Consider the following 20,361-nt stretch of genomic DNA (forward strand, 5'->3'; position numbering starts at 1 on the left):
AAGCTCGGTGCAAAGAAAGAACCTAGTGAGCGACAGCATTCCTCCGATTGGGCAATCCATGCGGTTGAACGGACTATCGACTCGCGACCCCGCTCCCTCCTACAGCCAGTTGCTGAAGGATCTGCGGGCGGGCAAGGTTAAGGATCTGGAGTTGTCGTTGCAGCAGCGGGAGGTGCGGGTGCGCTTCGACGACGGACGCCAGGCCACGGTGCCCGTATTCAGTAACGACCAGCTGCTGCTGCGCACCGCCGAGCAGGCGAAGGTGCCCCTCACCGTGCGCGATGACCGGGCTGATGGCGCTACGGCTGGTCTGGTGGCTAACGGGCTGTTGGTGCTGTTGCTACTGGGTGGACTTGCCCTCCTGATCCGTCGCTCGGCCCAGGTGGCCAACCGGGCCATGGGCTTCGGCAGCAGTAAGCCGCGGTTGCAGGAGGAGGGCGGCGTGGTGGTGCGCTTTGAGGATGTAGCCGGTATCGGTGAGGCCAAGGAGGAGCTGCAGGAGGTGGTCACCTTCTTGAAGGAGCCGGAACGCTTCACAGCCGTTGGCGCCAAGATCCCCAAGGGGGTGCTGCTGGTGGGCCCACCAGGCACTGGCAAAACCCTTTTGGCCCGCGCCATTGCCGGCGAGGCGGGCGTGCCGTTTTTCTCGATGGCGGCCTCCGAATTCGTTGAGATGTTCGTGGGGGTGGGTGCCAGTCGGGTGCGGGACCTATTTCGCAAGGCCAAAGCCAAAGCGCCCTGCATCATTTTCATCGACGAAGTAGATGCGGTCGGTCGCCAGCGAGGGGCAGGTATTGGTGGCGGCAACGATGAGCGGGAGCAGACCCTCAACCAGTTGCTCACCGAGATGGACGGTTTTGCAGACAACTCCGGCGTAATTCTGCTCGCGGCTACAAACCGACCTGATGTGCTCGATAGCGCCTTGATGCGGCCCGGTCGCTTTGACCGCCGCATCACCATCGACTTGCCGGATCGCCGCGGCCGTGAGGCGATCCTGGCGGTGCATGCCCGTAGCCGCCCCCTGGCTGGGGCGGTGTCGCTGTCGGCCTGGGCCAGCCGCACCCCGGGCTTTTCTGGGGCCGATCTGGCCAACCTGCTCAACGAGGCAGCCATCCTCACGGCGCGCCATCACCAGAGCGAGATCGACGACGGCGCCCTAGGCGGTGCCCTCGAACGCATCACCATGGGCCTGACGGCGGCACCGCTGCAGGACAGTGCCAAAAAGCGGTTGATTGGATATCACGAGGTGGGCCATGCCCTACTCACCACCTTGGTGCCAAAGGCCGATCCCCTCGACAAGGTGACCCTGCTGCCGCGCTCAGGCGGAGTTGGCGGCTTTGCCCGAATGATGCCGGACGAGGAGATCCTCGACTCCGGGTTGATTAGTAAGGCCTACCTGCAAGCCAGGCTTGTGGTTGCTTTGGGTGGCCGCGCGGCTGAGCTGGTTGTTTTTGGTCCAGCTGAGGTGACCCAAGGTGCCAGTGGTGATCTGGATATGGTCACCCGCATCTGCAGGGAGATGGTGACCCGCTACGGCTTCTCCAGTCTTGGCCCGGTGGCCTTGGAGGGGGATGGGGCTGAGGTTTTCCTCGGCCGCGACTGGTTGCGCTCCGAGCCGCCCTATTCGCGTGAAACCGGCAATCGCATCGATGCCCTGGTGCGCGAACTGGCTAGCTCAGCCCTCGATCAGGCCGTGGCCTTGCTGCAGCCACGCCGCGCCCTAATGGATGAGCTGGTCGAAATGCTGATCCGAGATGAAACCATCGAAGGTGAGGCTTTTAGAGCGGTGGTGACAAGCCATGAGGCGGCCCATCCGCAGCCGACTGGCTCAGCTGTTGCTCTGCAGTCCACCGGAAAAGCGGATGTCGAGGCTGCGCAAGTAGGTGTGTAGGCCCGCATCTTGAATCGGCAGCAACCGGGACATCCGCTCGCTGCTGTTGACATGGGCGTGCCAGTAGCCAGGCGGTGTGATGAAGGCCCCTCCGGGCTGCCAGTCGATGCGGCGGGGGTTGGCGATGGCACCGCTGGCGTCGAGCTCCGTGCCCACCAGGGAGTAGCAGCCCGGATCGCAATCGATGATTAGATCAAGGGCCACCGACTGGTGCCGGTGTGGTGGCTGGATGGCGCCAGCAGGCACCACCCCGAGCATGGCCCAAAGGGTGTGGGTCACGGTGCGGCTTTGGGGCAGATCGCTGTTAGCCAGCAGCAGGCTCAGCCGGTTGCTGCGAGCGGCGCTGGGATCGGCGAGAAGCAGGTCTAGTTCGCGCTGCAGCAGGGCCGCGGGGTAGTGGGTTGGCTCGAAGCGGGCGGTGCTGGCCTCGACGCCGAGGTGGCTGAGCAGGGGGCCGTCGTGCACCCAGTAGAGAACGCTGGTGGCCTCTGCAGTTAGCAGGGGGGGCTCGCCAGCTGGCAATACAAATAGATCTCCAGCGCTCCAGCCAAGCTGCGGCGTGCCAGCACGCTTGAGGCTGCCCGATCCTTGCAATACATAAAACAGCAAGCTGGTGGCGTTCGCCGCTGCCTTGAGGCCCTCACCAGCTTCGATGCGCAAAAAGTTGGCCGCCAGGCCAGGGCTGGTGGCCGGGGCCCTACAGCCGAGCTCGCTGCTGAGATCGAGGGGCAGCACCGCCGTGGCACCTGACTGGTGCAGGGCTGGGTCCCATTGGCGCAGGGGTATGGGTTCGGTTAGCCCAGCTCGCACCGGATTGGCAGCCTGGCGGTAGTCGAACAACTCGGTCTTGGCTTGCCACTGGGCGGAGCCGGTAGTGGAGATCAACTGGATTGGGGCCTGGGTCATTGCTCTGGCTCCTCGCGGGATCTGAACACTATTGGGATTCGGCTCGCGCCTGGAGGCTTCGGTCAGCCACCGGCCACGGCGGGAACAATCGAAACCTCATCGCCGTCGCTGAGGCTGGTGGTCTGGTTGTCGAGGAAGCGGATGTCCTCACTGTTTACGTAGACGTTGAGGAAGCGCCGCAATTTGCCGCCTTCATCGCACAACCGACCCTTGATCCCCGGATAGCGGCCCTCGAGGGCCTCGATCAGGCCATCCACATTGGAGGCATCGAGATCCACGCTGGCCTCCTCATTGGTGAACTTCTGCAGGGGAGTGGGGATAAGAACCTGAACTGCCATGGCGGGGATTGGAGGGGCGTGGGGAATGGGTGGGGTAATCAGCGCTGCTGGGCGGCTTGCGCTTTTGCCCAGGCCGCTTTGAAGCTGTCGAGCTGGGCCTCAATCAGGTAGGGCTCGCCGATGGAGGAGGCGATCGCCTCTGTCGTCTTCAGACCGTTGCCGGTGATGTAAGCCACGGTGGTTTCGTCAGGATTGATCTTGCCCTGCTCCACCAGCTTCTTCAGCACGGCGATGGTGGTACCGCCTGCGGTTTCGGTGAAAACGCCCTCGGTTTCAGCCAGCAGCTTGATGCCCTCGATGATCTCGGGGTCGCTGACGGCGGCGATGGTGCCGTTGGTCTTGTTGGCGATGTCGATTGCGTAGGGACCATCTGCCGGGTTGCCGATGGCAATCGACTTGGCGATCGTGTTGGGCTTCACCGGAGTAATGAAGTCCCGGCCTGCCGCGAAGGCCTGGGCGATTGGTGAGCAGCCCTCGGCCTGGGCGCCGCTGAAGCGCACGTGCTTCTCCTCAACCAGCCCCACCTTGATGAACTCGTCAAAACCCTTGCGAATCTTGGTGAATAGGGAGCCGGAGGCTAGGGGCGCCACGATGTGGTCTGGCAGTTGCCAGCCCAGCTGCTCGATCACCTCATAGCCAAGGGTTTTTGAGCCCTCGGAGTAATAGGGGCGCAGGTTGATGTTGACGAAGCCCCAGCCGAAGGTGTTGGCCACCTCGGAGCAGAGGCGATTGACCTGGTCGTAATTGCCATGCACCGCCATCAAGGTGGGGTTGTAGATCAAGGTGCCCAGCACCTTGCCCAATTCCAGATCGCTGGGGATGAACACGCAGCAGTCGAGGCCGGCGTGGGCGGCGATGGCGGCGGTGGAGTTGGCCAGGTTGCCGGTGGAGGCGCAACTCACCGTGGTGAAGCCCAGCTCTCGGGCGCGGGTGAGGGCCACACTCACCACCCGGTCCTTAAACGAAAGCGTCGGCATGTTGACGCCGTCGTTCTTGATGTAGAGGCTCTTGAGGCCGAGCCGCTTGGCCAGGTTGCCGGCCTTGAGCAGCGGCGTAAAGCCCGTGCCTACATCGATGGGATCGCCTTCAATCGGCAGGAATTCGCGGTAGCGCCAGATGGAGGCGGGGCCCGCCTCAATCGTGGCCCGGCTCACCCGATTTTTGATCGCCTCGTAGTCGTAGACAACTTCGAGCGGTCCGAAGCAGACGTCTTCGCAGACGTGGCGAGCGCTCGCTTCGTAGGGATGGCCGCATTCCTTGCAGCGCAATCCGGTGAAGGTGGAGCGGGAGAGGGTGGCAGTCACAGTCACGCCCAGCGGTGGCCTGAGGCTAACAGCGTTGGCCGAGGTGCTGATTTAATGCCGACTAGAGAGATCGGGTATTTATTTGAGCCTTGGGCTTGCTGATGGGCCAGGGCTTCCTAGCCTCGGTTTCTGCACCTACCTCTGATGCCAAGGCGCCCCTTGTCTGCCTCCCTGCGTGCGGCGGTCAGCGTGACCCTGGGCCTGGCTCTTCTGTTGGGACTCGGCGTGCTGCTAGCCCGCCTCTGGGTGGAGTGGAGCTGGTTTGAGCAATTTGCCAAAGGCCCGGTACTGCTGCGCCGCTGGCTGCTGCAGGTTGGCCTGATGGGCCTGGGGTTGGGTCTGGGTCTGGGACTGCAGGGCTGGCTGAGCCGGTTTTGGCGTTCAGGCTCGGCCGACTCCGGCGAGCGACGCTTTGGCCTGGCCCCAGCTGGCTATGCCGCCGCCCTGGGGCTGCTCGCCCTGGCCCAGCTGGTGCCTCTGGCCCTGCTAATGCGCCTGGCCCAGCGCCTGGTGCTGACCCCCTTCGATCCCCGGCGGCTGCATGGCTTAACCCTGCTCAGTGGCCTGCCGTTTTCCCTGCTGTTGCTGCTGGCCGGGCTGCTGGCGGCCCTGCTGGCCTGGCCGCGGCGGGCACCCCGGCTGGTGGCGGCGCTGGCTTCTTTGGCTACGGCCACGGTGCTGGGCCGGGCTTGGGGGGTGTGGTCGCTGGCCTTGCTGGCTCCTGACAGTGGCGTGCGGGAGCCGATGCTCTGGGCCGATATCAGCTTCGGCCTGGTGCGTTTCCCCGCCCTGGCCCTGGGGCTAACCCTGCTGCTTGCCCTTGGTACCTGCCACCTGGCCGCGGGGCTCTGGGGCCTGCTGGCCCGCCCCCCTCAGCTAAGCGATGGCCGTTTCCACGGTTTTACCCCAGCCCAGTTGGTGCAGTTGCGCTGGCCGCTCGGCTCGCTGGCCCTGCTGGTAGCCGGCAGTTTTTGGCTTGGCCGTCACCAGCTGCTGCTCAGCACCGCCGGCAGCGTGCCAGGTGCCGGCTGGCTCGACGTCCATCTGGTGTTGCCCCTGCGCACTCTGGCTGCATTGGTGGCCTTACTCACGGCTGTCGCCCTGCTGCTGCCCCTGCCGCGCCGGGGCATTCGGGGACCCCTGCTTGGGGCTGTCTCGTTGGCGCTGCTGCTGGTGCCCTTGCTTGAGGTCGCGCTCACCCCGGTGCTGCAGCTGCTGCTGGTTAAACCGCGGGAGCTGCAGCTGGAAACCACCTATCTGGCGCGCTCAATTCGGGCTACCCGGGCCGCCTTCCAACTTGATGACATCAGCACTCGTTTCGTTAAGCCAAGGCGGCGCCTTACCCGCGCTGATGTGCAGGCAAGCCAGGCCACCCTGCGCAACATTCGCCTTTGGGATAGTCAGCCCCTGCTCTCCACCAACCGCCAGCTGCAGCAGCTGCGGGTCTATTACCGCTTCTCAACTGCTGCGGTGGACCGCTACAACCTGGCGGCAAACCAGGGGTTGGGCCGCCAGCTGGTGATCATCACGGCGCGGGAGCTAGATCAGGCCTCCCTGCCTCCGGCAGCGCGCACCTGGCTCAACACCCATTTGGTGTTTACCCATGGCTACGGCTTCACGGTTTCGCCCGTAAACACCAGCAGCCCCGACGGCCTGCCCGATTACTTCATTAGCGACCTAGGCGCATCAACCAGGGTGCAGGGCAATGCCCAGCTGGGCATCACCACCGCCCAGGTGCGTGCCGGCATCCCCATCGGCAAGCCCAGCCTCTATTTCGGGGCCCTGGTGTCGCCCTATGCCCTCGCACCCACCAAGGTGCAGGAGTTTGACTACCCCCAGGGTGACGAAAATCTTTACACCCACTACGGCGGCTCAGCTGGTGTGCCGATCGGCTCTGCTTGGGGCCGGCTGGCCGCGGCCACATATCTGCGAGAGCCGAAGTTGCTGATGCAGGGGGCGATTACCCCCCAGACGCGCCTGCTACTGCGCCGGGAGGTTCGCCAGCGCCTGAGCAGCCTTGCCCCGTTTGTGCGCTTCGAAGGCGATCCCTATTTGGTGTCGGTGCAACTCGATAAGCCGGGTCCCTTTGCCCGCGATCAGCACCAGTTTTGGATTGTGGAGGGCTTCACCACCAGCCGCAGCTATCCATACAGCGCTGCCGTGCCTGGCGACGCCGATATCCGCTATCTACGCAATTCGGTGAAGGCGGTAGTAGATGCTTACAACGGCAAGGCCGTGCTCTACGTGGCCGAACCGGAAGATCCCATCATTGCCGGCTGGCAGCGCTTGTTTCCGGATCTTTTTCAGCCGCTAGCGGCGATGCCTAAGCCGCTGCAGGCCCATATTCGCTATCCCCAGCGCCAGTTCGAGCTGCAGACCTCCCAGCTACTGCGCTATCACGTCACCGATCCGCGCATTTTCTACAGCGGTGATGACGTTTGGCAGGTGCCCAAGGAGCTCTACGGGCGCAGTCAGATTCCGGTGAAGCCGTATCACATCAGCGCCCAGCTCACCCCAGAGTTGCCGCCTGAATTCCTGCTGCTGCAGCCGCTCACCCCCTTGGCCCGCCCCAACCTGGCCGCCTGGTTGGCTGCCCGCAGCGATGCCCCCAACTACGGCGAATTGGTGTTGCTGCGCTTCCCAACCCAGACGCCAATCTTCGGTCCGGAGCAGGTTCAGGCCCTGATTAACCAGAACCCGCGCATCAGCCAGCAGTTTGGTCTCTGGGATCGGGCCGGATCGGAGGTGATTCAGGGCAATCTGCTGGTGGTACCAGTGGGCGAGGCGCTGCTTTATGTGGAGCCCGTTTATCTCAAGGCCCGCAACGGTGGGTTACCTACCCTCACCCGCGTGGTGGTAAGCGATGGCACCAGGGTGGCGATGGAAACCAGCTTGGAGAAGGCCATCGAAGCCCTGCTGATTCCGCGCCGCCCCCTAGCCACCATCACCGAATCCGTCGACACTAATTCGGATCTCACCCCCCCCTGAGCTGGAGCAAATAGGACCTCCTCCGGCTCTCTTCGTGAATCCCACGGCGTGCCAGTCGAAGAGATCCAGTCGGCCGGGCATTAGTCAGATTCTGCAATAGACGGGTTTGAAATTATGGACGCTGCAGTAGGAGATGATTTGGAGGGCATAGTGCTTATCTGAAATCATTGTGGCCTTTCTCGGATCATGAACCTCAGTCACTTCAGCCTTACTGGCATAGCACCCAACAGTCTTGCTCTTACGGTCTGCACAAGCCTTGCCCTGCCCCAGCCAGCTTTGTCTCAGTCAAGGGGCGTGCCTACGGTGTCCGTACCGGAGTTCAAGAAAAATGTCACCGGTACCTGATGGTGGCAGGGGCCAGTGGCCCAGGATCTTTCCAGTGCCCTGGCTAATGAGCTGGCAGCAACGGGAGAGCTAAAGGTTGTGGAACGTCGCCAACTTGACAAAGTTCTGTCGGAGCAAGAACTGGCCGAGCTCGGTCTTGTGCGCAAGGCAAGCCCCACGGCAGCCGCGAAGGGCCAGATGACTGGAGCTCGTTATATCGTGCTGGGCACTTTGACTTCCTACGATTCAGCAACTGATGTTGAAAGTAAGGGAAGTGGCATGGGCTTTCTTGGTTTCGGTGGTGCGAAGCAAAACACTGTGACCAAAGATTACGTTGCTATCGACATCCGGGTAGTGGATAGTACCACCGGCGAGATCGTTGGCTCACGCACGGTCGAGGGTCGGGCGACAAACACCATCGAGCAGAAGTCCAGCGGAGGCAGCCTGTTGCCGGCAGCAGTTATTCTTGGCGCCACGGTGCCGATGAGCTCCGGCGGTTATGCAGCTACTAGCTACTGCAGCTGCTGGTACATTTAATTTCTCAAACAATTCCACCACGGCAAGCCGCACGCCTGCTGCTAAGGCAATTCGTGCAGCCCTGATCGAGGCTTCTGGATATGTGAGCTGTCTGCTGGTCCCGACTGGGGATTGCATGTCCTCATATAGGGCCAAGGATCAACAGCGTCGTCAGAACACACTGGGAACTCTTGAGTTGGAGTGATGCACTGGATCAGGATCAATTGCCTTTGCATATTGATCGCACCATCACCATAAAAAAAGGGGGGTTTGAGCCCCCCTTTTGGGTATCACGTCAACTGTTTCGATCAGTCCTGTAGCCAGGATAATCAGGCTGCGACAGCTGCCTTGGGGTCGAGGGCGCCCTTGGCGTAGAGGCCGGCGTAGTAGTTGATGTCGCGCTGTTTGATCTTGCTGGCGTTGCCGGCACACCAGAACTGCTGATAGCGATCCAGGCACACCTGCTTCATGTACTGGCGGGCAGGCTTGTTGAAGTGGCGGGGATCGAAGTTGGCGGGATCCTTGAAGGCCGCTTCCCGAACAGCGGCGGTAAAGGCCAGGCGGTTATCGGTGTCGATGTTCACCTTGCGCACGCCGTTGCGGATGCCCTCCTGGATTTCTTCCACGGGCACGCCGTAGGTCTCGGGGATGGCGCCGCCAAACTTGTTGATCATGTCCAGCCACTCCTGGGGAACCGAGGAGGAGCCGTGCATCACCAGGTGGGTGTTGGGGATGGCTTTGTGGATCTCAGCGATGCGGCTGATGGCCAGCACTTCACCGGTGGGCTTGCGGGTGAACTTGTAGGCGCCGTGGCTGGTGCCGATGGCGATCGCCAGGGCATCCACTTTGGTTTTGGCGACGAAATCGGCTGCTTCGGCGGGATCGGTGAGCAGCTGGCTGTGGTCGAGCTTGCCCTCAAAGCCGTGGCCGTCTTCGGCCTCACCCATGCCGGTTTCGAGGGAACCCAGGCAGCCCAGTTCGCCTTCCACGCTCACGCCGATGGCGTGGGCCACGTCCACCACCTCTTTGGTGACAGCCACGTTGTACTCGTAGCTGGCGGGGCTCTTGGCGTCAGCCATCAGCGAGCCATCCATCATCACCGAGGTGAAACCGTTGGCGGCAGCACCAAAACAGGTGGCAGGGCTGTTGCCGTGGTCCTGGTGCATCACCACCGGGATGTCGGGATAGGTTTCGACTGCGGCCAGGATCAGGTGGCGCAGGAAATTTTCACCGGCGTACTGGCGGGCACCGCGGGAGGCCTGCAGAATCACCGGAGAGTCGGTCTCACTGGCCGCCTCCATGATCGACTGCACCTGCTCCAGGTTGTTTACGTTGAAGGCAGGGATGCCATAGCCGTTCTCAGCGGCATGGTCGAGCAGCAGCCGAAGGGGAACGAGCGCCATGGGAAAACCTCTCGGGGGCGGGAGTTGAACTGGCGGTGACTCTAGGTGATGCCCCTTGGGGTGCCCTGGCCTGCTCCCAGACGGGCCCAGTCGCAGCAGCGCTGACTCAGCACTGCCTCCCCCAAGCCAGGCAGCATCGGCCGGCCCTCGCGCACCGCCTCACTCCACCAGCTGTGGATGCGCTGCACCGGCGCAATCCGGCCATCGGCCCAGGTGCGAGCAAAGCTCAAGCGCTCATCAGCCTCCACCGGCCGCAAGGGCTCCCCCGCCTGGGAGTGCCACAGCCCAAAGCCATGCACGTAGTCGGCCTGGTTGTCGGAGCCGAGCACGGCGGTGCCGTCGCGGCCGTACAGCTCCAGCCAGCAGCCCCGGCCCCTGCGGGCCACGGAGGCCAGGTTGAGCTGGGCCGGCACCGTCTGCCCCAGCGGTGTTTCCAGCTCTAGCTGCACCAAGGCGATGTCTTCGGCATCCACCTTGGCCAGGCGACCACTGCCATCGGCCAGGGGCCGCTGGGTAATGGCCGTGCTCAATTGGGACTTAAGGGAGCGGCTTGGACCCACCAGCCAGTGCAGCGTGTCAAAGGCATGGGTGCCCAGCGCTCCCAGCACCCCGCCACCTTCGGCTGCCTGGGAATACCAGCTCCAGGGGCGCGAGGCGTCGGCCCGGCTGCCCATCAGCCAGTCGTATTTCACCAGCACCAATTCGCCGAGGACGCCGCTGGCCAGCAGGTCGGCGAGCTGCTGGAACAGGGGAACGGCCCGGTATTCAAAGTCGACGGCCACGGTTAGCCCCCGCTGCAGGGCCAGCCGTTGCAGGCTCTCAATCCGCTCGGCATTGAGGGCCACGGGCTTCTCCAGCAGCAGGTGTTTGCCCGCTTCCAGGGCGCGCCTGGCTAGATCAAAACGGGGCCCCGGCGGGGTGGCGATCACAATCGCCTCGACGGCCGGATTGGCCAGCAGCCCATCGAAGTCGCTGTGGCCAGGCAGTTCGGCGCTGCGGCAGGCGGCTTCCAGGCGCTCGGGGCGCGGGTGCCAGAGGGCCACCGGCTCGGTGCCGGGGCAGGCGCGCAATGCGGGTAGGTGCACGGCCTCGCCAAAGCCCAGGCCAGCAATGGCCACCTTCAGCGGGGGAGCGCTCATGAGAGGCCCTCGGCTGCGGTGGCACAAACTTCGCCGATCACGCTGCTGATCAGGTTGTCTCCCGATGCCGGCTGCCATTCAGCTCTGAACTGGGGCAGGCCGTTGATCGAGGTGTCGCGGAACAGCTCCTGGCCGCAGTCAATTTCCATCACGTAGAGATCGGATAGGGGCCTGGGTTGCTCCTCGCTGACGGTTTTTTGGAAGCGTGTCAGCACCGAAATGTTGCCGCCGCGGCTGGTGCGCAGGCTGCCGCCATCCCACCACTGGCGTCCCTCGCTGGTGCTGGCCACCTCATGCCAGTCGACCGGGCCAGCTAGGGCCCTTCCAGGCGTGGCGGCCACGATCCCCACGACCAGCAACAGCAGCAGCAGGGAGCGGGCTGCCCGGCGCAGGCCGCTCATGCCGGCACCGTTTCACGGCAGCCGTGCATGGTCAGCAGGCTGGCCAGGGTTGCCTTGAATTCAGTGCGATCCACGATCGCGTCAACGAAGCCGTGGTCGCGCAGGTATTCGGCGGTTTGGAAGCCCTCGGGCAGCTTTTCGCGCAGGGTCTGCTCGATCACCCGGCGGCCGGCGAAGCCGATCAGGGCCTTGGGCTCGGCCAGGATTAAGTCGCCCAACATGGCGAAGCTGGCGGTTACACCCCCTGTGGTGGGGTAGGTGAGCAGGGGCAGGTAGAGCAGCTCTGCCTGGCGGTGCCGCTCCAGGGCGCCGGAGATCTTGGCCATTTGCATCAAGCTCAGCATCCCCTCCTGCATGCGGGCACCACCGGAGGCGCAGACAATCAGCACCGGTATGCGCCGGGCTGTGGCGGTTTCGATCAGGCGGGTGAGCTTCTCGCCCACCACCGAACCCATCGAGCCGCCCATGAAGCGGAAATCCATCACCCCTAGGGCCAGGGGTAGGCCACTGGTGCGGCAGATACCGGTAACCACGGCGTCGAGTAGGCCCGTGCTCTGCTGGCTGTCGCGGATGCGATCGGCGTAGCTGCGGCGGTCCTTGAAGGCGAGGGGGTCGGTGGGTGAGAGGCCGGTATCCATGGGCTCGAAGCTGCCCGGGTCGGCGATCAGGGCGATGCGCTCGGGGCTGTCGATGCGGTTGTGGTGGCCACATCCCTTGCAAACGCTGGCGTTAGCCACCAGGTCTTTGCGATAAACCACCAAACTGCATTCCGGGCACTTGCTCCAGAGACCATCGCCCTCCTCCAGCTCCTGGGTGACCCGCACGGTTGGGGCATTTTTCTGGCGATCCGCAAACCAGTCGAACAGCGACATGCGGCCCTTACCAACAGCTCAGCCTATTTAAGGCGCTTCACCACACCAGGCCCAGCACGGCCAGCCATAGGTCGTTGCCGAGGAGCCACACGGCGGCTCCGCCAGCTGCAAGAAAGGGGCCAAAGGGAAAGGGCTGGTGCTTGCCCAGCAGGCCGCTGAGCCGGCCGATGCTGCCCAGCACCGCACCGGCAAAAACCGCCAGGATCACGGTGATGCCAAGCCCGGTGAGACCAAGCCAAGCCCCCAGCAGGGCAGCCAGTTTGGCGTCTCCAAGGCCTAGGGCTGGCCGTCCGATTGCCTTGTGGGCCAGGGCACTGACCGTTTCAAAGCCAACCAGGCCAACCCCGGCGGCCACTAGATGGTGAAACAGCAGCTCTCGGCCCGTTTCGGAGCCCTGCTGGAAGCCGATCACTGCGGTCACCGCTAGGCCTAATAAGAGGCCAACTCGGCACAGGGGTTCGGGCAACCAGAGGCGATCGATATCGATCAACACCAGCGGCAGCAGCCAGCTCAACAGCAGCCAGCCTGCGGCTACCAGCAGCCAGGGCTGGGGATTCGGGCCCATGGCGCTCGGTTGGGCCAGTAGGGCCGCTACCCAGAGCCCGGCGCTAAGCAGCTCCACCAGGGGGTAGCGGCAGGAGACCGGAGCACCGCAGTGGCCACAGCGGCCCCGCAACAGCAACCAGCCCAGCAGGGGCACATTTTCAAACCAGCGCAGCCGGCTGCCGCAACGGGGGCAGTGGCTGGGTGGCAGCACGACCGATTCCTCCCTCGGCAGGCGCCAGGCCACCACATTGAGAAAGCTGCCCACGCAGGCCCCAAGTAGCGCCACCACAAAGGGCACGGCTGGGGAGCTGGCAAGCAGCGGAGCAAGGGCGCTCAAACGGGCCTCAGGCGAGAGGGGGAGAGGATGGTTTGCGGGGTAGACGCAGCCGGGCTGCACCGCTCCGTGCCAGGCGGCCCCGGATCAAATTAATTGGCACAAATTGCTCATCTGGCAGCAGCACCGGCTGGTCGAAAACAATCCTGCCCTGCAATATTTGCTTGCGATTGAACACGACGCCGGAAGGTTCGTGGCCGGTGTTGCCTAGCTCCAAAGACTGAAACAAGATGCGGCGAGCTGCCTGAATCACAAGGCTGCTGTTGATCTGGTCGAGACGCAAGGAGTCTGCGGCCTTGGTTTTGGCAGCCCCCGGAATCAAAAACGACGGGGAAGGATTCTTCGTGGGTGTGGCGAAGGAGATCGGCCTCACCAAAACGAATGGCAACCCCAGAATAGGGGTTGCCATTGCAATCAGGACAGCTTCTTCTTCTCTTCGATCATGCGATGGATGATCGGCGTAAGGATCAGCTCCATGGCGAAGCCCATTTTGCCGCCGTTCACCACGATCGAGGTGGGGCTCGACATGAACGAGTCGTGGATCATGTCGAGTAGGTAGGCGAAGTCGATACCCCACTTTTCGCGGGCCCCCTTGCGGAAGTGGATGATCACGAAGGATTCATCCGGCGTGGGGATCTCCCGGATCATGAAGGGGTTGGAGGTGTCCACCGTCGAAACCCGCTGGAAGTTGATATCCGTGAGGCTGAACTGGGGGCAGATGTGGTTGATGTAATCCGGCATGCGGCGCAGGATCGTGTCCACCGTGGCCTCAGCCGAATAGCCGCGCTCCTTGTTGTCACGAGCGATCTTCTGGATCCACTCCAGGTTCACGACCGGCACCACGCCCACGAGTAGATCGGCCAAGCCGGCTACGTCGTAACTCTCGCCCCTTACCCCACCGTGCAGGCCTTCGTAGAAGAGCAGGTCGGTGCCGGTCGGGATGGCTTCCCAGGGAGTGAACTGGCCAGGATCCAGGTTGGTGCCGAGACGGGCGTTGTGCTCGGCGGCCTCTTCAACGGAGTGCAGGTAGTAGCGCTTCTGGCCACTGCCGGTTTCGCCGTAGGCCTTGAACAGCTCCTCAAGCTTGTCAAACAGGTTTGCTTCTGGGCCGAAGTGGGAGAAGTTTTCACCATTGGCCAAGGCGGTGGCCATGGCTTCTTTCATCGGGCCACGCTCGTAGCGGTGGTAGCTATCCCCTTCCACCACTGCAGGTGTGATTCCTTCGCGCTTGAAGATGTGCTCGAAGGCGCGCTTGACAGTGCTGGTGCCTGCGCCGGAGGAACCGGTGACAGATACAACCGGGTGCCGCTTCGACATGCGCAAGGATCCAAAAACCGATCGTGAGTTTGGCAGGTCGCCGGACCGATTCCCCATCCCCGTGGGCAACCGTTGCAGGATCAGGCTTCCAAGGCCGCTAGCAGCTGCTCGCCCATGGCCTGGCAGCCCAGCTGGGTGCAGCCCTCGCTCATCAGGTCACCGGTGCGGTAGCCAGCGGCCAGCACCCGGTCGACGGCGGTTTCTAGGGCGGTGGCAGCGGCGTCTTGCTGCAGGCCGACCCGCAGCATCATGGCGGCGCTGAGCACCATCGCCATAGGGTTTGCCTTGTCCTGGCCAGCGATGTCGGGAGCGGAGCCGTGGATCGGCTCAAACAGGCCTGGCCCGCTGGAGCCCAGGGAGGCTGAGGGCAGCATGCCGATCGAGCCGCTGAGCATGGCGGCCTCGTCGCTGAGGATGTCGCCGAAGAGGTTGCTGGTCAGCAGCACGTCGAACTGACGGGGATTGCGCACCAGCTGCATGGCGGCGTTATCAACGTACATATGGCTGAGCTCCACCGTCGGGTAGTCGGCTGCCATGGCGGTGACCTGGTCGCGCCAGAGCTGGCTCACATCCAGCACGTTGGCCTTGTCCACGCTGCAAAGCCGCCCGCTCCGGGTCACGGCTAACTCGAACGCTACCTTGGCGATGCGGTCGATCTCGTCGTCGAAGTAGGCCATGGTGTTGAAGGCCCGCACCCGGCCCTCAGCCTCCACCCGCCCCTTAGGGGTGCCGAAGTAAACGCCGCCGGTAAGCTCACGCACCACCAGCAGGTCAACCGCTTCGATCACCTCCCGTTTGAGGGTGGAGGCGTCGATCAGGGCTGGGATGATCTTCACCGGCCGCAGGTTGGCGAACAGGCCCAGCGCTGATCTCAGCCCCAGCAGACCCGATTCAGGGCGCTGCTCCCGGGGCAAGCTGTCGTATTGGGGCGAGCCGATGGCGGCGAGCAGCACCGCATCGGCGGCCTTGCAGGCCTCGAGGGTGCTGTTGGGCAGGGGTTCCCCGGTGGCATCAATGGCAACGCCGCCCATGGGCTGCACGTCGTAGACGAGGCTGAAGCCATGGCTGCTGCTGACCGCATCGAGCAGCTGGCGGGCTACCGCCATGATTTCCGGGCCGATGCCGTCGCCGGGAAGCAGGGTGATCCGGTAGCTCGACGTCATGGGCCTTGAAGTGCTGGGCGCGAGGCTAGGGCTTGGCCTGCTTCTCCAGCTGCCGCAGGGCTTTAACGAGCTCTGGCAGCTTGTTGAATACGGCCGAGCTGCGCAGCCAGAGGCGGTTGGAGATGGCCGGATAGCCGCTCACCACCTCGCCGGCGGCCACCTCGCCATGCACCCCGGATTTGGAGCTGGCGATGGCTCGGTCGCCCATCACCGCCTTGTTTGCCAGACCCACCTGGCCCGCCAAAATCACGCCATTGCCGAGGCGGGCCCCGCCGGCGATGCCCACCTGGGCCGCCAGGGCGCAGCCCTTGCCGGTGCTGACGCCATGGCCGATATGCACCAGGTTGTCGATCTTGGTGCCGGCGCCGATGCGGGTTTCACCTACTGAAGGTCGGTCGATGGTGCTGCCGCAACCCACCTCAACCCCCTCCTCAAGAACTACCTGGCCGGTCTGGGGCATCTTGCGCCAGCCATTGGCGGTGGGCACGAAGCCGAAGCCCTCGCTGCCCACCACGGCATTGGAGTGCACGACGCAGCCCCGGCCCAGGCGGCTGCCGGGGTGCAGAACGGCACCGGCGTGCAGCTCGCAGTCGTCACCGATCTGCACGTCTTCGTAGAGCACCACCTGGGGGTGGAGTACGCAGCTGGCGCCGATCTGCACGTTGGCGCCGATCACGACCAGGGGGCCTAGGTGGGATCCCATGCCGACTACGGCGCTTGGATCGACCACGGCACTGGGGTGGATGCCAGCGGCGGGTTGGCGGCGGGGGTGGAGCGCAGCGAGGGCCTCGGCAAAAGCCAGGCGCGGATCAGCCAGGGCGATCCAGGCCAGGCCCCGCTCCAGGGCCAGCTGCTGCAGGGCTGCGGCCTCATCGCCCCGCGCTGGCAGCAGGATGGCTCCGGCGCTGCTGCCGGCCAGGGCGGCAGCCAGGGCGTTGCCGGGTTCCAGAAAAGTGAGCTGATCGGCCTGGGCCTGATCTAGGGCGGCCGCCCCGTTTAGCTCCGGGTCCTCAGCGAGATGCCGCGGGCTGGCATCCGTAACTTCGCTGAGCTGGCAGAGCAGTTCGCTGAAGCGCATGCCAGGGAAGAGGAGCGGGCCGAATCGTAGGTCCGGCCTTAACGGCTGGTGAGCACCAGCTGGTCGCGGTGCACCACCTCAACGCCGGAGCTGCCCATCAGCTCTCGTAGCTCCGTGCTGCTAAGGCTGGCCAGACCCCGGCCCAGCTCGCGCCCATCACTGGCCAGCAGGCGCACCGCCTCGCGGCGCTCGAAATCGCCTATCACCGCTTGCACTCCCACGGCCAGCAGCGAGGCTCCCTTTTGGGTTAGGGCCCTCTCGGCGCCGGCGTCTAGCTGCAGGCTGCCCTTGGGCAGGAGCGCATGGGCCAGCCAGCCCTTGCGGTCGGGAAGGGGGGTGGGGCTGGGTTGGAACAGGGTGCCGACGCGCTCGCCGGCCAGCAGGGCATCGAGCACGGCGGGGTCGCGGCCGTCAGCCAGGAGCACCCGGATGCCGCTGGAGGTGGCGATGCGTGCTGCGGTGAGTTTGGTGGTCATGCCGCCAGTGCCCCACTGACCTCCGCCGGTGGCCACCGATTGCAGGCTGTCGAGCTCGGCCAGGCTGGCCACCTCCTCGATCGGCCGGGCCTCGGCATCGCTGCGGGGGTCGCCTGAATAAAGGCTGTCCACGTCGGTGAGCAGCACCAGCTCATCGGCGCCGATCGCCACCGCCACCAGGGCGGAGAGGGTGTCGTTGTCGCCGAAGCGCAGTTCGTCGGTGGCCAGGGTGTCGTTTTCGTTGACCACCGGCACCACTCCCCAGTCCAGCAGCTGCTCGAGGGTGCGGCAGGCGTTCTGGTAGCGGCGGCGGGAGGCCAGATCGCCGCGGGTCAGCAGTACCTGAGCTACCGCCAGACCACGAACGGCGAAGGCGTCTTGGTAGAGGGCCATCAGCCGGCCCTGGCCCACGGCGGCGGCGGCCTGGAGCGCCACCACTTCGCTGGGGCGCTGCCCCAGGCCAAGGGCTTCGCAGCCCAGCCCCACGGCCCCACTGGTAACCAGGGCGATGGTCTCGCCCTGGCGCCGTTGTCGGCTGAGACTGGCAGCAAGATCGGCGATCACCGCTGCGGTGGGGCGCTCGGCGCTACCCCGCAGCAGGCTTGTGCCCACCTTGATCACTCGGCGCATGGAGTGGGATGGGGTTGTCATCAGCCCAGGCTGGTGCCCAACCAGTTGGCCAGGCGCAGCTCCAGTTTTTGGAGCCGATCCTGCTTGCAAGGGTGGCCTTGGGGATCGATCGGTTTCACCAGCACGGTGAATAAGCCAAGCCGGTTGCCGGCGATCACATCCGTAAACAGGCGGTCACCGATCAGGGCGACCTCCTGGTGGGGCAGGTTGAGCTGGGCTAGCACCCGACGCAGGGCGCTGCGGCGTGGTTTGCCGGCGGAAACTGTGTAGGGCAGGTCGAGCTGGGCCGCCACCGCTCCGATCCGCTGGCGGGAGGGATTGTTGCTGAATAGGTGGATCGGCACCTGCTGCCGCGCCTGCTGCAGCCAGCGCAAAGCGCTGGCGGGCAGCTCCGCCTGGCGGCGGGGTAGCAAGGTGCGATCGACATCGAGCACCAGGGCCCGGATCGGTTGGTCGAGCAGCTCCTGCAGGGGAAGCTCGGCCAGGGTGCACCCCCGCAGCCAGTTAGGGCGCAGCAGCTGGCGCAGCATCAGTCGTCGCCCTCGCGCTCTTCCAATTCAGCCTCGATCCGGGGTTGTACCCGTTCAAACTCCTCGCCTTCCACCAGCAAGGCGCCGTCGCCATTCATGCGGGCTACCACGAAGAAGGGATCTAGGGGGATGTACAACCCATATTCCAGATCGTCTACGAGGAAGCTCACCAGCAATTCGTAGGTCTCGGAGTCGTCATCGGCGTCTTCGTCGTCATCGAGCTCATCGGGTTCGGGCTCGTCCAGTTCGCCGCTGACGGTGAGGGTGACGGCAGAGCGCACCAGCGTGAGGTCGTGCTCCTGCAGCACCACATCGGCAACCGACAGGATCGGCTCGGTGGCATCGATGGTGTCGATCAGTTCTGGGTCTTCGTCGCCATCGAGGCGGAACAGGCAGACAGGGGTGTCGACCGGGGTGAGCAGCACGTAGTCGTGGCCGTCGAGGGGGATCAGCTGCTCGAGGAAGCAGAGCAGCTGGCGGCCGCGGCTGTCGTGCACGAGCACGGTGGGCACATCGGCGGGGATCTCCGAGCTGGACTGGGACGGGGATTCGGAACTCATGGGCTGGAATTGGATCTCTTCAGGATGCTGCAGCGTCGGCCGTCTGGCAGCGCTCGATGGTCGCCGGGAGCACCGGATCGGGGCCGTCTTGAAGCCATTGTTCGAGCAGCAGGGCCGCAGCGGCGCTGTCGAGGGCACCGCTGCGGTCGCCGTGAAGCCCGTGGCGCTCGCCGGCGGCCCAGGTGCTGGCGTGCTCATTTACCCAGGCCAGGGGTAGCTGCAGCCGGCGAGCCAGGCGCTCGCCGTAGCGCTGGCAGTGCAGGGCCTGGGCGGTGGGCTGTCCAGCCGCATCAAGCGGCAGGCCCACCACCAGGGCCAGCACCCGCCGCTGCTGCACCAGGGAGTTCAGGTGCTCTAGGTCGCTGGCGAAGGAGCCTCGGGCCAGGGCCCGCAGGGGGGTAACGGTGAGGCCGAGGGGGTCACAGCCCGCCAGGCCGATGCGGCGTCGCCCAACGTCGAGGGCTAGCGCTGAGCGGGGCTGTGGGGCGCCTCTTGATCGGGTTGGGCTCACGACGGCGGGGCCAGGGGGGTTGGGGTGGGTAGGGGCCGGCGGCGGGGGTGCCACTGCTCCAGCAAGGCATCGATGCGCTGGGCGGCCCGTGCTGGGGCTTGCAGCCCCTGACGCCGCCAAACGCTGCGCGCCATCAGCACTCGCTCGCCCCGCTCCTGAGCTCCCAGGTCAGCGAGCCAGCGCTGGCGAGCTTCGTCGCGCAGGTCACAGCGCAGCCAGAGGGGTTCGCCGGCGCCGAGGCCGGCTTGGGCCTGGTGCAGCAGCAACTCGGTGGCGCTGCCCACCAGGTGTTCCCAGCCGGGATGGACACTCAGCTCCACATCGTGCCCGCCGCCGGGGTGCTCGCCGATCCAGCGCACGGCTGCCACCGCCTGCTCCCGGCTGGGATCCACCAGCATCCAGCCGCGGCCGTGGCTCTGGTCGAGCAGATCTTCGACGCGGCGATCGAGCAGCTGACGCAATTGGGCCGGGCAGGCGGCCTGCTCCAGGTGCCAAAGCAGGGCGGCGCTGCGGCGGTTGAGGGGTGTGAGCTGAAGCTCTGCCGGTGCGGGGCTGCTGGCTGAAATAGGGCTGCCGCCGGCAGGGGCGCCAGGCCAGCACCACAGCCGGTCGCTGCGCAAGGGCTGAAAGCCCTGCTCTCGCAGCATCGCCAGGCGGGTGTCATCCAGGCTGGAGGCTGCAGCAATCCAGCTGGCCGCTCCCCGGGCCCGCTGGATTGCCGCTCGCAGCAAGGTGCTGGCCAGTTCATGGCGGGCGGCGCTCGGGGCTAGGCGCAGGTGCTGCATCTGCCAGCAAGTGCCGCTGCGGTTGAGCCGGCGGCAAACTATTAGCCCGAGCGGCTTCTGGCCGCTGAGAGCCACCAGCACTTGGGGAGCGAGCGAGGGCCTAGCCAGTAGCGCCTGCATCAGCCGCTCGGGCAGGCCCAGCAACACAGCCCTCTGCAGCACCGGTTGCAGGGGCAGAAAGGCGGGATCGGTGAGTAGGGGTAGGTGCCAGCCAGCCAGGGTTTCGAGCCGCCAGCTATCTGGTCCCGAAGGCTCGGGTGGTGCCGGAAGGGCAGAGGGCGGCTGCAGGATCCCGAGCATGGGGGCGTAACCAGTCAGCCGGGTAAGCCAACTGTATCGGCGCCAGAGT

The 20,361-nt window shown here is 64.9% G+C and carries 20 protein-coding genes; 3 read left to right on the forward strand and 17 right to left on the reverse strand.

Features of this window, described 5'->3' with window-relative positions; genetic code table 11:
• Nucleotides 1-58: 58 nt before the first annotated feature.
• Complete coding sequence (ftsH, locus tag U9970_RS04135; protein ID WP_322766011.1) at nt 59-1,891, forward strand: ATP-dependent zinc metalloprotease FtsH; 1,833 nt, start codon at nt 59-61, stop codon at nt 1,889-1,891.
• Here ftsH and U9970_RS04140 read toward each other — a convergent pair.
• The 3 genes from U9970_RS04140 to thrC form a co-directional block, all read right to left on the reverse strand.
• Nucleotides 1,829-2,797, reverse strand: a complete 969-nt coding sequence (locus U9970_RS04140) for a cupin domain-containing protein (protein WP_322765437.1) — start codon at nt 2,795-2,797, stop codon at nt 1,829-1,831. The two genes, ftsH and U9970_RS04140, sit on opposite strands and share 63 nt — an antisense overlap.
• Before the next feature lie 62 nt (nt 2,798-2,859).
• Nucleotides 2,860-3,135 carry a MoaD/ThiS family protein gene (locus U9970_RS04145; protein ID WP_407653077.1) on the reverse strand — a complete coding sequence of 92 codons (276 nt, stop codon included), beginning with the start codon at nt 3,133-3,135 and terminating at the stop codon, nt 2,860-2,862.
• Between the two features lie 38 nt (nt 3,136-3,173).
• Nucleotides 3,174-4,439 carry a threonine synthase gene (thrC, locus tag U9970_RS04150; protein ID WP_322765438.1) on the reverse strand — a complete coding sequence of 422 codons (1,266 nt, stop codon included), beginning with the start codon at nt 4,437-4,439 and terminating at the stop codon, nt 3,174-3,176.
• A gap of 144 nt (nt 4,440-4,583) precedes the next feature.
• Between thrC and U9970_RS04155 the strand changes: the two genes are divergently transcribed.
• Complete coding sequence (locus tag U9970_RS04155; protein ID WP_407653078.1) at nt 4,584-7,427, forward strand: UPF0182 family protein; 2,844 nt, start codon at nt 4,584-4,586, stop codon at nt 7,425-7,427.
• Between the two features lie 360 nt (nt 7,428-7,787).
• On the forward strand, nt 7,788-8,288 hold the full coding sequence (locus tag U9970_RS04160) for a CsgG/HfaB family protein (protein WP_322765440.1): 501 nt from the start codon (nt 7,788-7,790) through the stop codon (nt 8,286-8,288).
• Between the two features lie 308 nt (nt 8,289-8,596).
• Here U9970_RS04160 and fba read toward each other — a convergent pair whose 3' ends face one another.
• The 14 genes from fba to U9970_RS04230 form a co-directional block, all read right to left on the reverse strand.
• Entirely contained in the window at nt 8,597-9,670 is a 1,074-nt protein-coding gene (gene fba, locus U9970_RS04165) for a class II fructose-bisphosphate aldolase (protein ID WP_106501579.1), read from the reverse strand.
• A 41-nt stretch (nt 9,671-9,711) separates the two neighbouring features.
• Nucleotides 9,712-10,809, reverse strand: coding sequence for a Gfo/Idh/MocA family protein (locus U9970_RS04170; RefSeq protein ID WP_322765441.1), 1,098 nt, complete (start codon nt 10,807-10,809; stop codon nt 9,712-9,714).
• On the reverse strand, nt 10,806-11,210 hold the full coding sequence (locus tag U9970_RS04175; protein WP_322765442.1) for a hypothetical protein: 405 nt from the start codon (nt 11,208-11,210) through the stop codon (nt 10,806-10,808). Before U9970_RS04175 ends, U9970_RS04170 begins: the two co-directional genes overlap by 4 nt.
• Nucleotides 11,207-12,082: an acetyl-CoA carboxylase, carboxyltransferase subunit beta gene (accD, locus tag U9970_RS04180; protein WP_322765443.1), complete on the reverse strand. Its 876-nt coding sequence runs from the start codon at nt 12,080-12,082 to the stop codon at nt 11,207-11,209. The genes U9970_RS04175 and accD overlap by 4 nt, the downstream gene beginning before the upstream one ends.
• Nucleotides 12,083-12,119: 37 nt before the next feature.
• Nucleotides 12,120-12,965 carry a prepilin peptidase gene (locus U9970_RS04185; RefSeq protein WP_322765444.1) on the reverse strand — a complete coding sequence of 282 codons (846 nt, stop codon included), beginning with the start codon at nt 12,963-12,965 and terminating at the stop codon, nt 12,120-12,122.
• Between the two features lie 7 nt (nt 12,966-12,972).
• Nucleotides 12,973-13,371 carry a hypothetical protein gene (locus U9970_RS04190; protein ID WP_322765445.1) on the reverse strand — a complete coding sequence of 133 codons (399 nt, stop codon included), beginning with the start codon at nt 13,369-13,371 and terminating at the stop codon, nt 12,973-12,975.
• Between the two features lie 5 nt (nt 13,372-13,376).
• Nucleotides 13,377-14,279, reverse strand: coding sequence for a phosphoribulokinase (locus tag U9970_RS04195; protein WP_322765446.1), 903 nt, complete (start codon nt 14,277-14,279; stop codon nt 13,377-13,379).
• Between the two features lie 80 nt (nt 14,280-14,359).
• Nucleotides 14,360-15,442 carry a 3-isopropylmalate dehydrogenase gene (gene leuB, locus U9970_RS04200; RefSeq protein ID WP_322765447.1) on the reverse strand — a complete coding sequence of 361 codons (1,083 nt, stop codon included), beginning with the start codon at nt 15,440-15,442 and terminating at the stop codon, nt 14,360-14,362.
• A gap of 25 nt (nt 15,443-15,467) precedes the next feature.
• Complete coding sequence (lpxD, locus tag U9970_RS04205) at nt 15,468-16,520, reverse strand: UDP-3-O-(3-hydroxymyristoyl)glucosamine N-acyltransferase (protein WP_322765448.1); 1,053 nt, start codon at nt 16,518-16,520, stop codon at nt 15,468-15,470.
• A 38-nt stretch (nt 16,521-16,558) separates the two neighbouring features.
• On the reverse strand, nt 16,559-17,647 hold the full coding sequence (gene proB / locus U9970_RS04210; RefSeq protein ID WP_322765449.1) for a glutamate 5-kinase: 1,089 nt from the start codon (nt 17,645-17,647) through the stop codon (nt 16,559-16,561).
• Nucleotides 17,647-18,156 (reverse strand): YqeG family HAD IIIA-type phosphatase, encoded by a 510-nt coding sequence (locus tag U9970_RS04215; RefSeq protein WP_322765450.1) that lies wholly within the window; start codon nt 18,154-18,156, stop codon nt 17,647-17,649. Before U9970_RS04215 ends, proB begins: the two co-directional genes overlap by 1 nt.
• Nucleotides 18,156-18,716 carry a DUF3727 domain-containing protein gene (locus U9970_RS04220; RefSeq protein WP_322765451.1) on the reverse strand — a complete coding sequence of 187 codons (561 nt, stop codon included), beginning with the start codon at nt 18,714-18,716 and terminating at the stop codon, nt 18,156-18,158. The genes U9970_RS04215 and U9970_RS04220 overlap by 1 nt, the downstream gene beginning before the upstream one ends.
• 19 nt (nt 18,717-18,735) lie before the next feature.
• Complete coding sequence (ruvX, locus tag U9970_RS04225; RefSeq protein ID WP_322765452.1) at nt 18,736-19,227, reverse strand: Holliday junction resolvase RuvX; 492 nt, start codon at nt 19,225-19,227, stop codon at nt 18,736-18,738.
• Complete coding sequence (locus U9970_RS04230) at nt 19,224-20,312, reverse strand: GNAT family N-acetyltransferase (protein ID WP_322765453.1); 1,089 nt, start codon at nt 20,310-20,312, stop codon at nt 19,224-19,226. The genes ruvX and U9970_RS04230 overlap by 4 nt, the downstream gene beginning before the upstream one ends.
• Nucleotides 20,313-20,361 lie beyond the last annotated feature (49 nt).

This window comes from Cyanobium usitatum str. Tous, assembly GCF_963920485.1.
GTDB lineage: Bacteria > Cyanobacteriota > Cyanobacteriia > PCC-6307 > Cyanobiaceae > Cyanobium_A > Cyanobium_A usitatum_A.

What these genes read in the sequence shown, in the direction of transcription:
- U9970_RS04145 (WP_407653077.1), bottom strand. Translation starts at nt 3,135, where the DNA reads ATGGCAGTTCAGGTTCTTATCCCCACTCCCCTGCAGAAGTTCACCAAT.
- U9970_RS04220 (WP_322765451.1), bottom strand. Translation starts at nt 18,716, where the DNA reads ATGAGTTCCGAATCCCCGTCCCAGTCCAGCTCGGAGATCCCCGCCGAT.
- U9970_RS04170 (WP_322765441.1), bottom strand. Translation starts at nt 10,809, where the DNA reads ATGAGCGCTCCCCCGCTGAAGGTGGCCATTGCTGGCCTGGGCTTTGGC.
- U9970_RS04190 (WP_322765445.1), bottom strand. Translation starts at nt 13,371, where the DNA reads ATGGCAACCCCTATTCTGGGGTTGCCATTCGTTTTGGTGAGGCCGATC.
- U9970_RS04140 (WP_322765437.1), bottom strand. Translation starts at nt 2,797, where the DNA reads ATGACCCAGGCCCCAATCCAGTTGATCTCCACTACCGGCTCCGCCCAG.
- U9970_RS04215 (WP_322765450.1), bottom strand. Translation starts at nt 18,156, where the DNA reads ATGCTGCGCCAGCTGCTGCGCCCTAACTGGCTGCGGGGGTGCACCCTG.
- U9970_RS04155 (WP_407653078.1), top strand. Translation starts at nt 4,584, where the DNA reads ATGCCAAGGCGCCCCTTGTCTGCCTCCCTGCGTGCGGCGGTCAGCGTG.
- leuB (WP_322765447.1), bottom strand. Translation starts at nt 15,442, where the DNA reads ATGACGTCGAGCTACCGGATCACCCTGCTTCCCGGCGACGGCATCGGC.
- accD (WP_322765443.1), bottom strand. Translation starts at nt 12,082, where the DNA reads ATGTCGCTGTTCGACTGGTTTGCGGATCGCCAGAAAAATGCCCCAACC.
- ftsH (WP_322766011.1), top strand. Translation starts at nt 59, where the DNA reads ATGCGGTTGAACGGACTATCGACTCGCGACCCCGCTCCCTCCTACAGC.
- U9970_RS04230 (WP_322765453.1), bottom strand. Translation starts at nt 20,312, where the DNA reads ATGCTCGGGATCCTGCAGCCGCCCTCTGCCCTTCCGGCACCACCCGAG.
- U9970_RS04175 (WP_322765442.1), bottom strand. Translation starts at nt 11,210, where the DNA reads ATGAGCGGCCTGCGCCGGGCAGCCCGCTCCCTGCTGCTGCTGTTGCTG.
- proB (WP_322765449.1), bottom strand. Translation starts at nt 17,647, where the DNA reads ATGACAACCCCATCCCACTCCATGCGCCGAGTGATCAAGGTGGGCACA.
- lpxD (WP_322765448.1), bottom strand. Translation starts at nt 16,520, where the DNA reads ATGCGCTTCAGCGAACTGCTCTGCCAGCTCAGCGAAGTTACGGATGCC.
- U9970_RS04195 (WP_322765446.1), bottom strand. Translation starts at nt 14,279, where the DNA reads ATGTCGAAGCGGCACCCGGTTGTATCTGTCACCGGTTCCTCCGGCGCA.
- fba (WP_106501579.1), bottom strand. Translation starts at nt 9,670, where the DNA reads ATGGCGCTCGTTCCCCTTCGGCTGCTGCTCGACCATGCCGCTGAGAAC.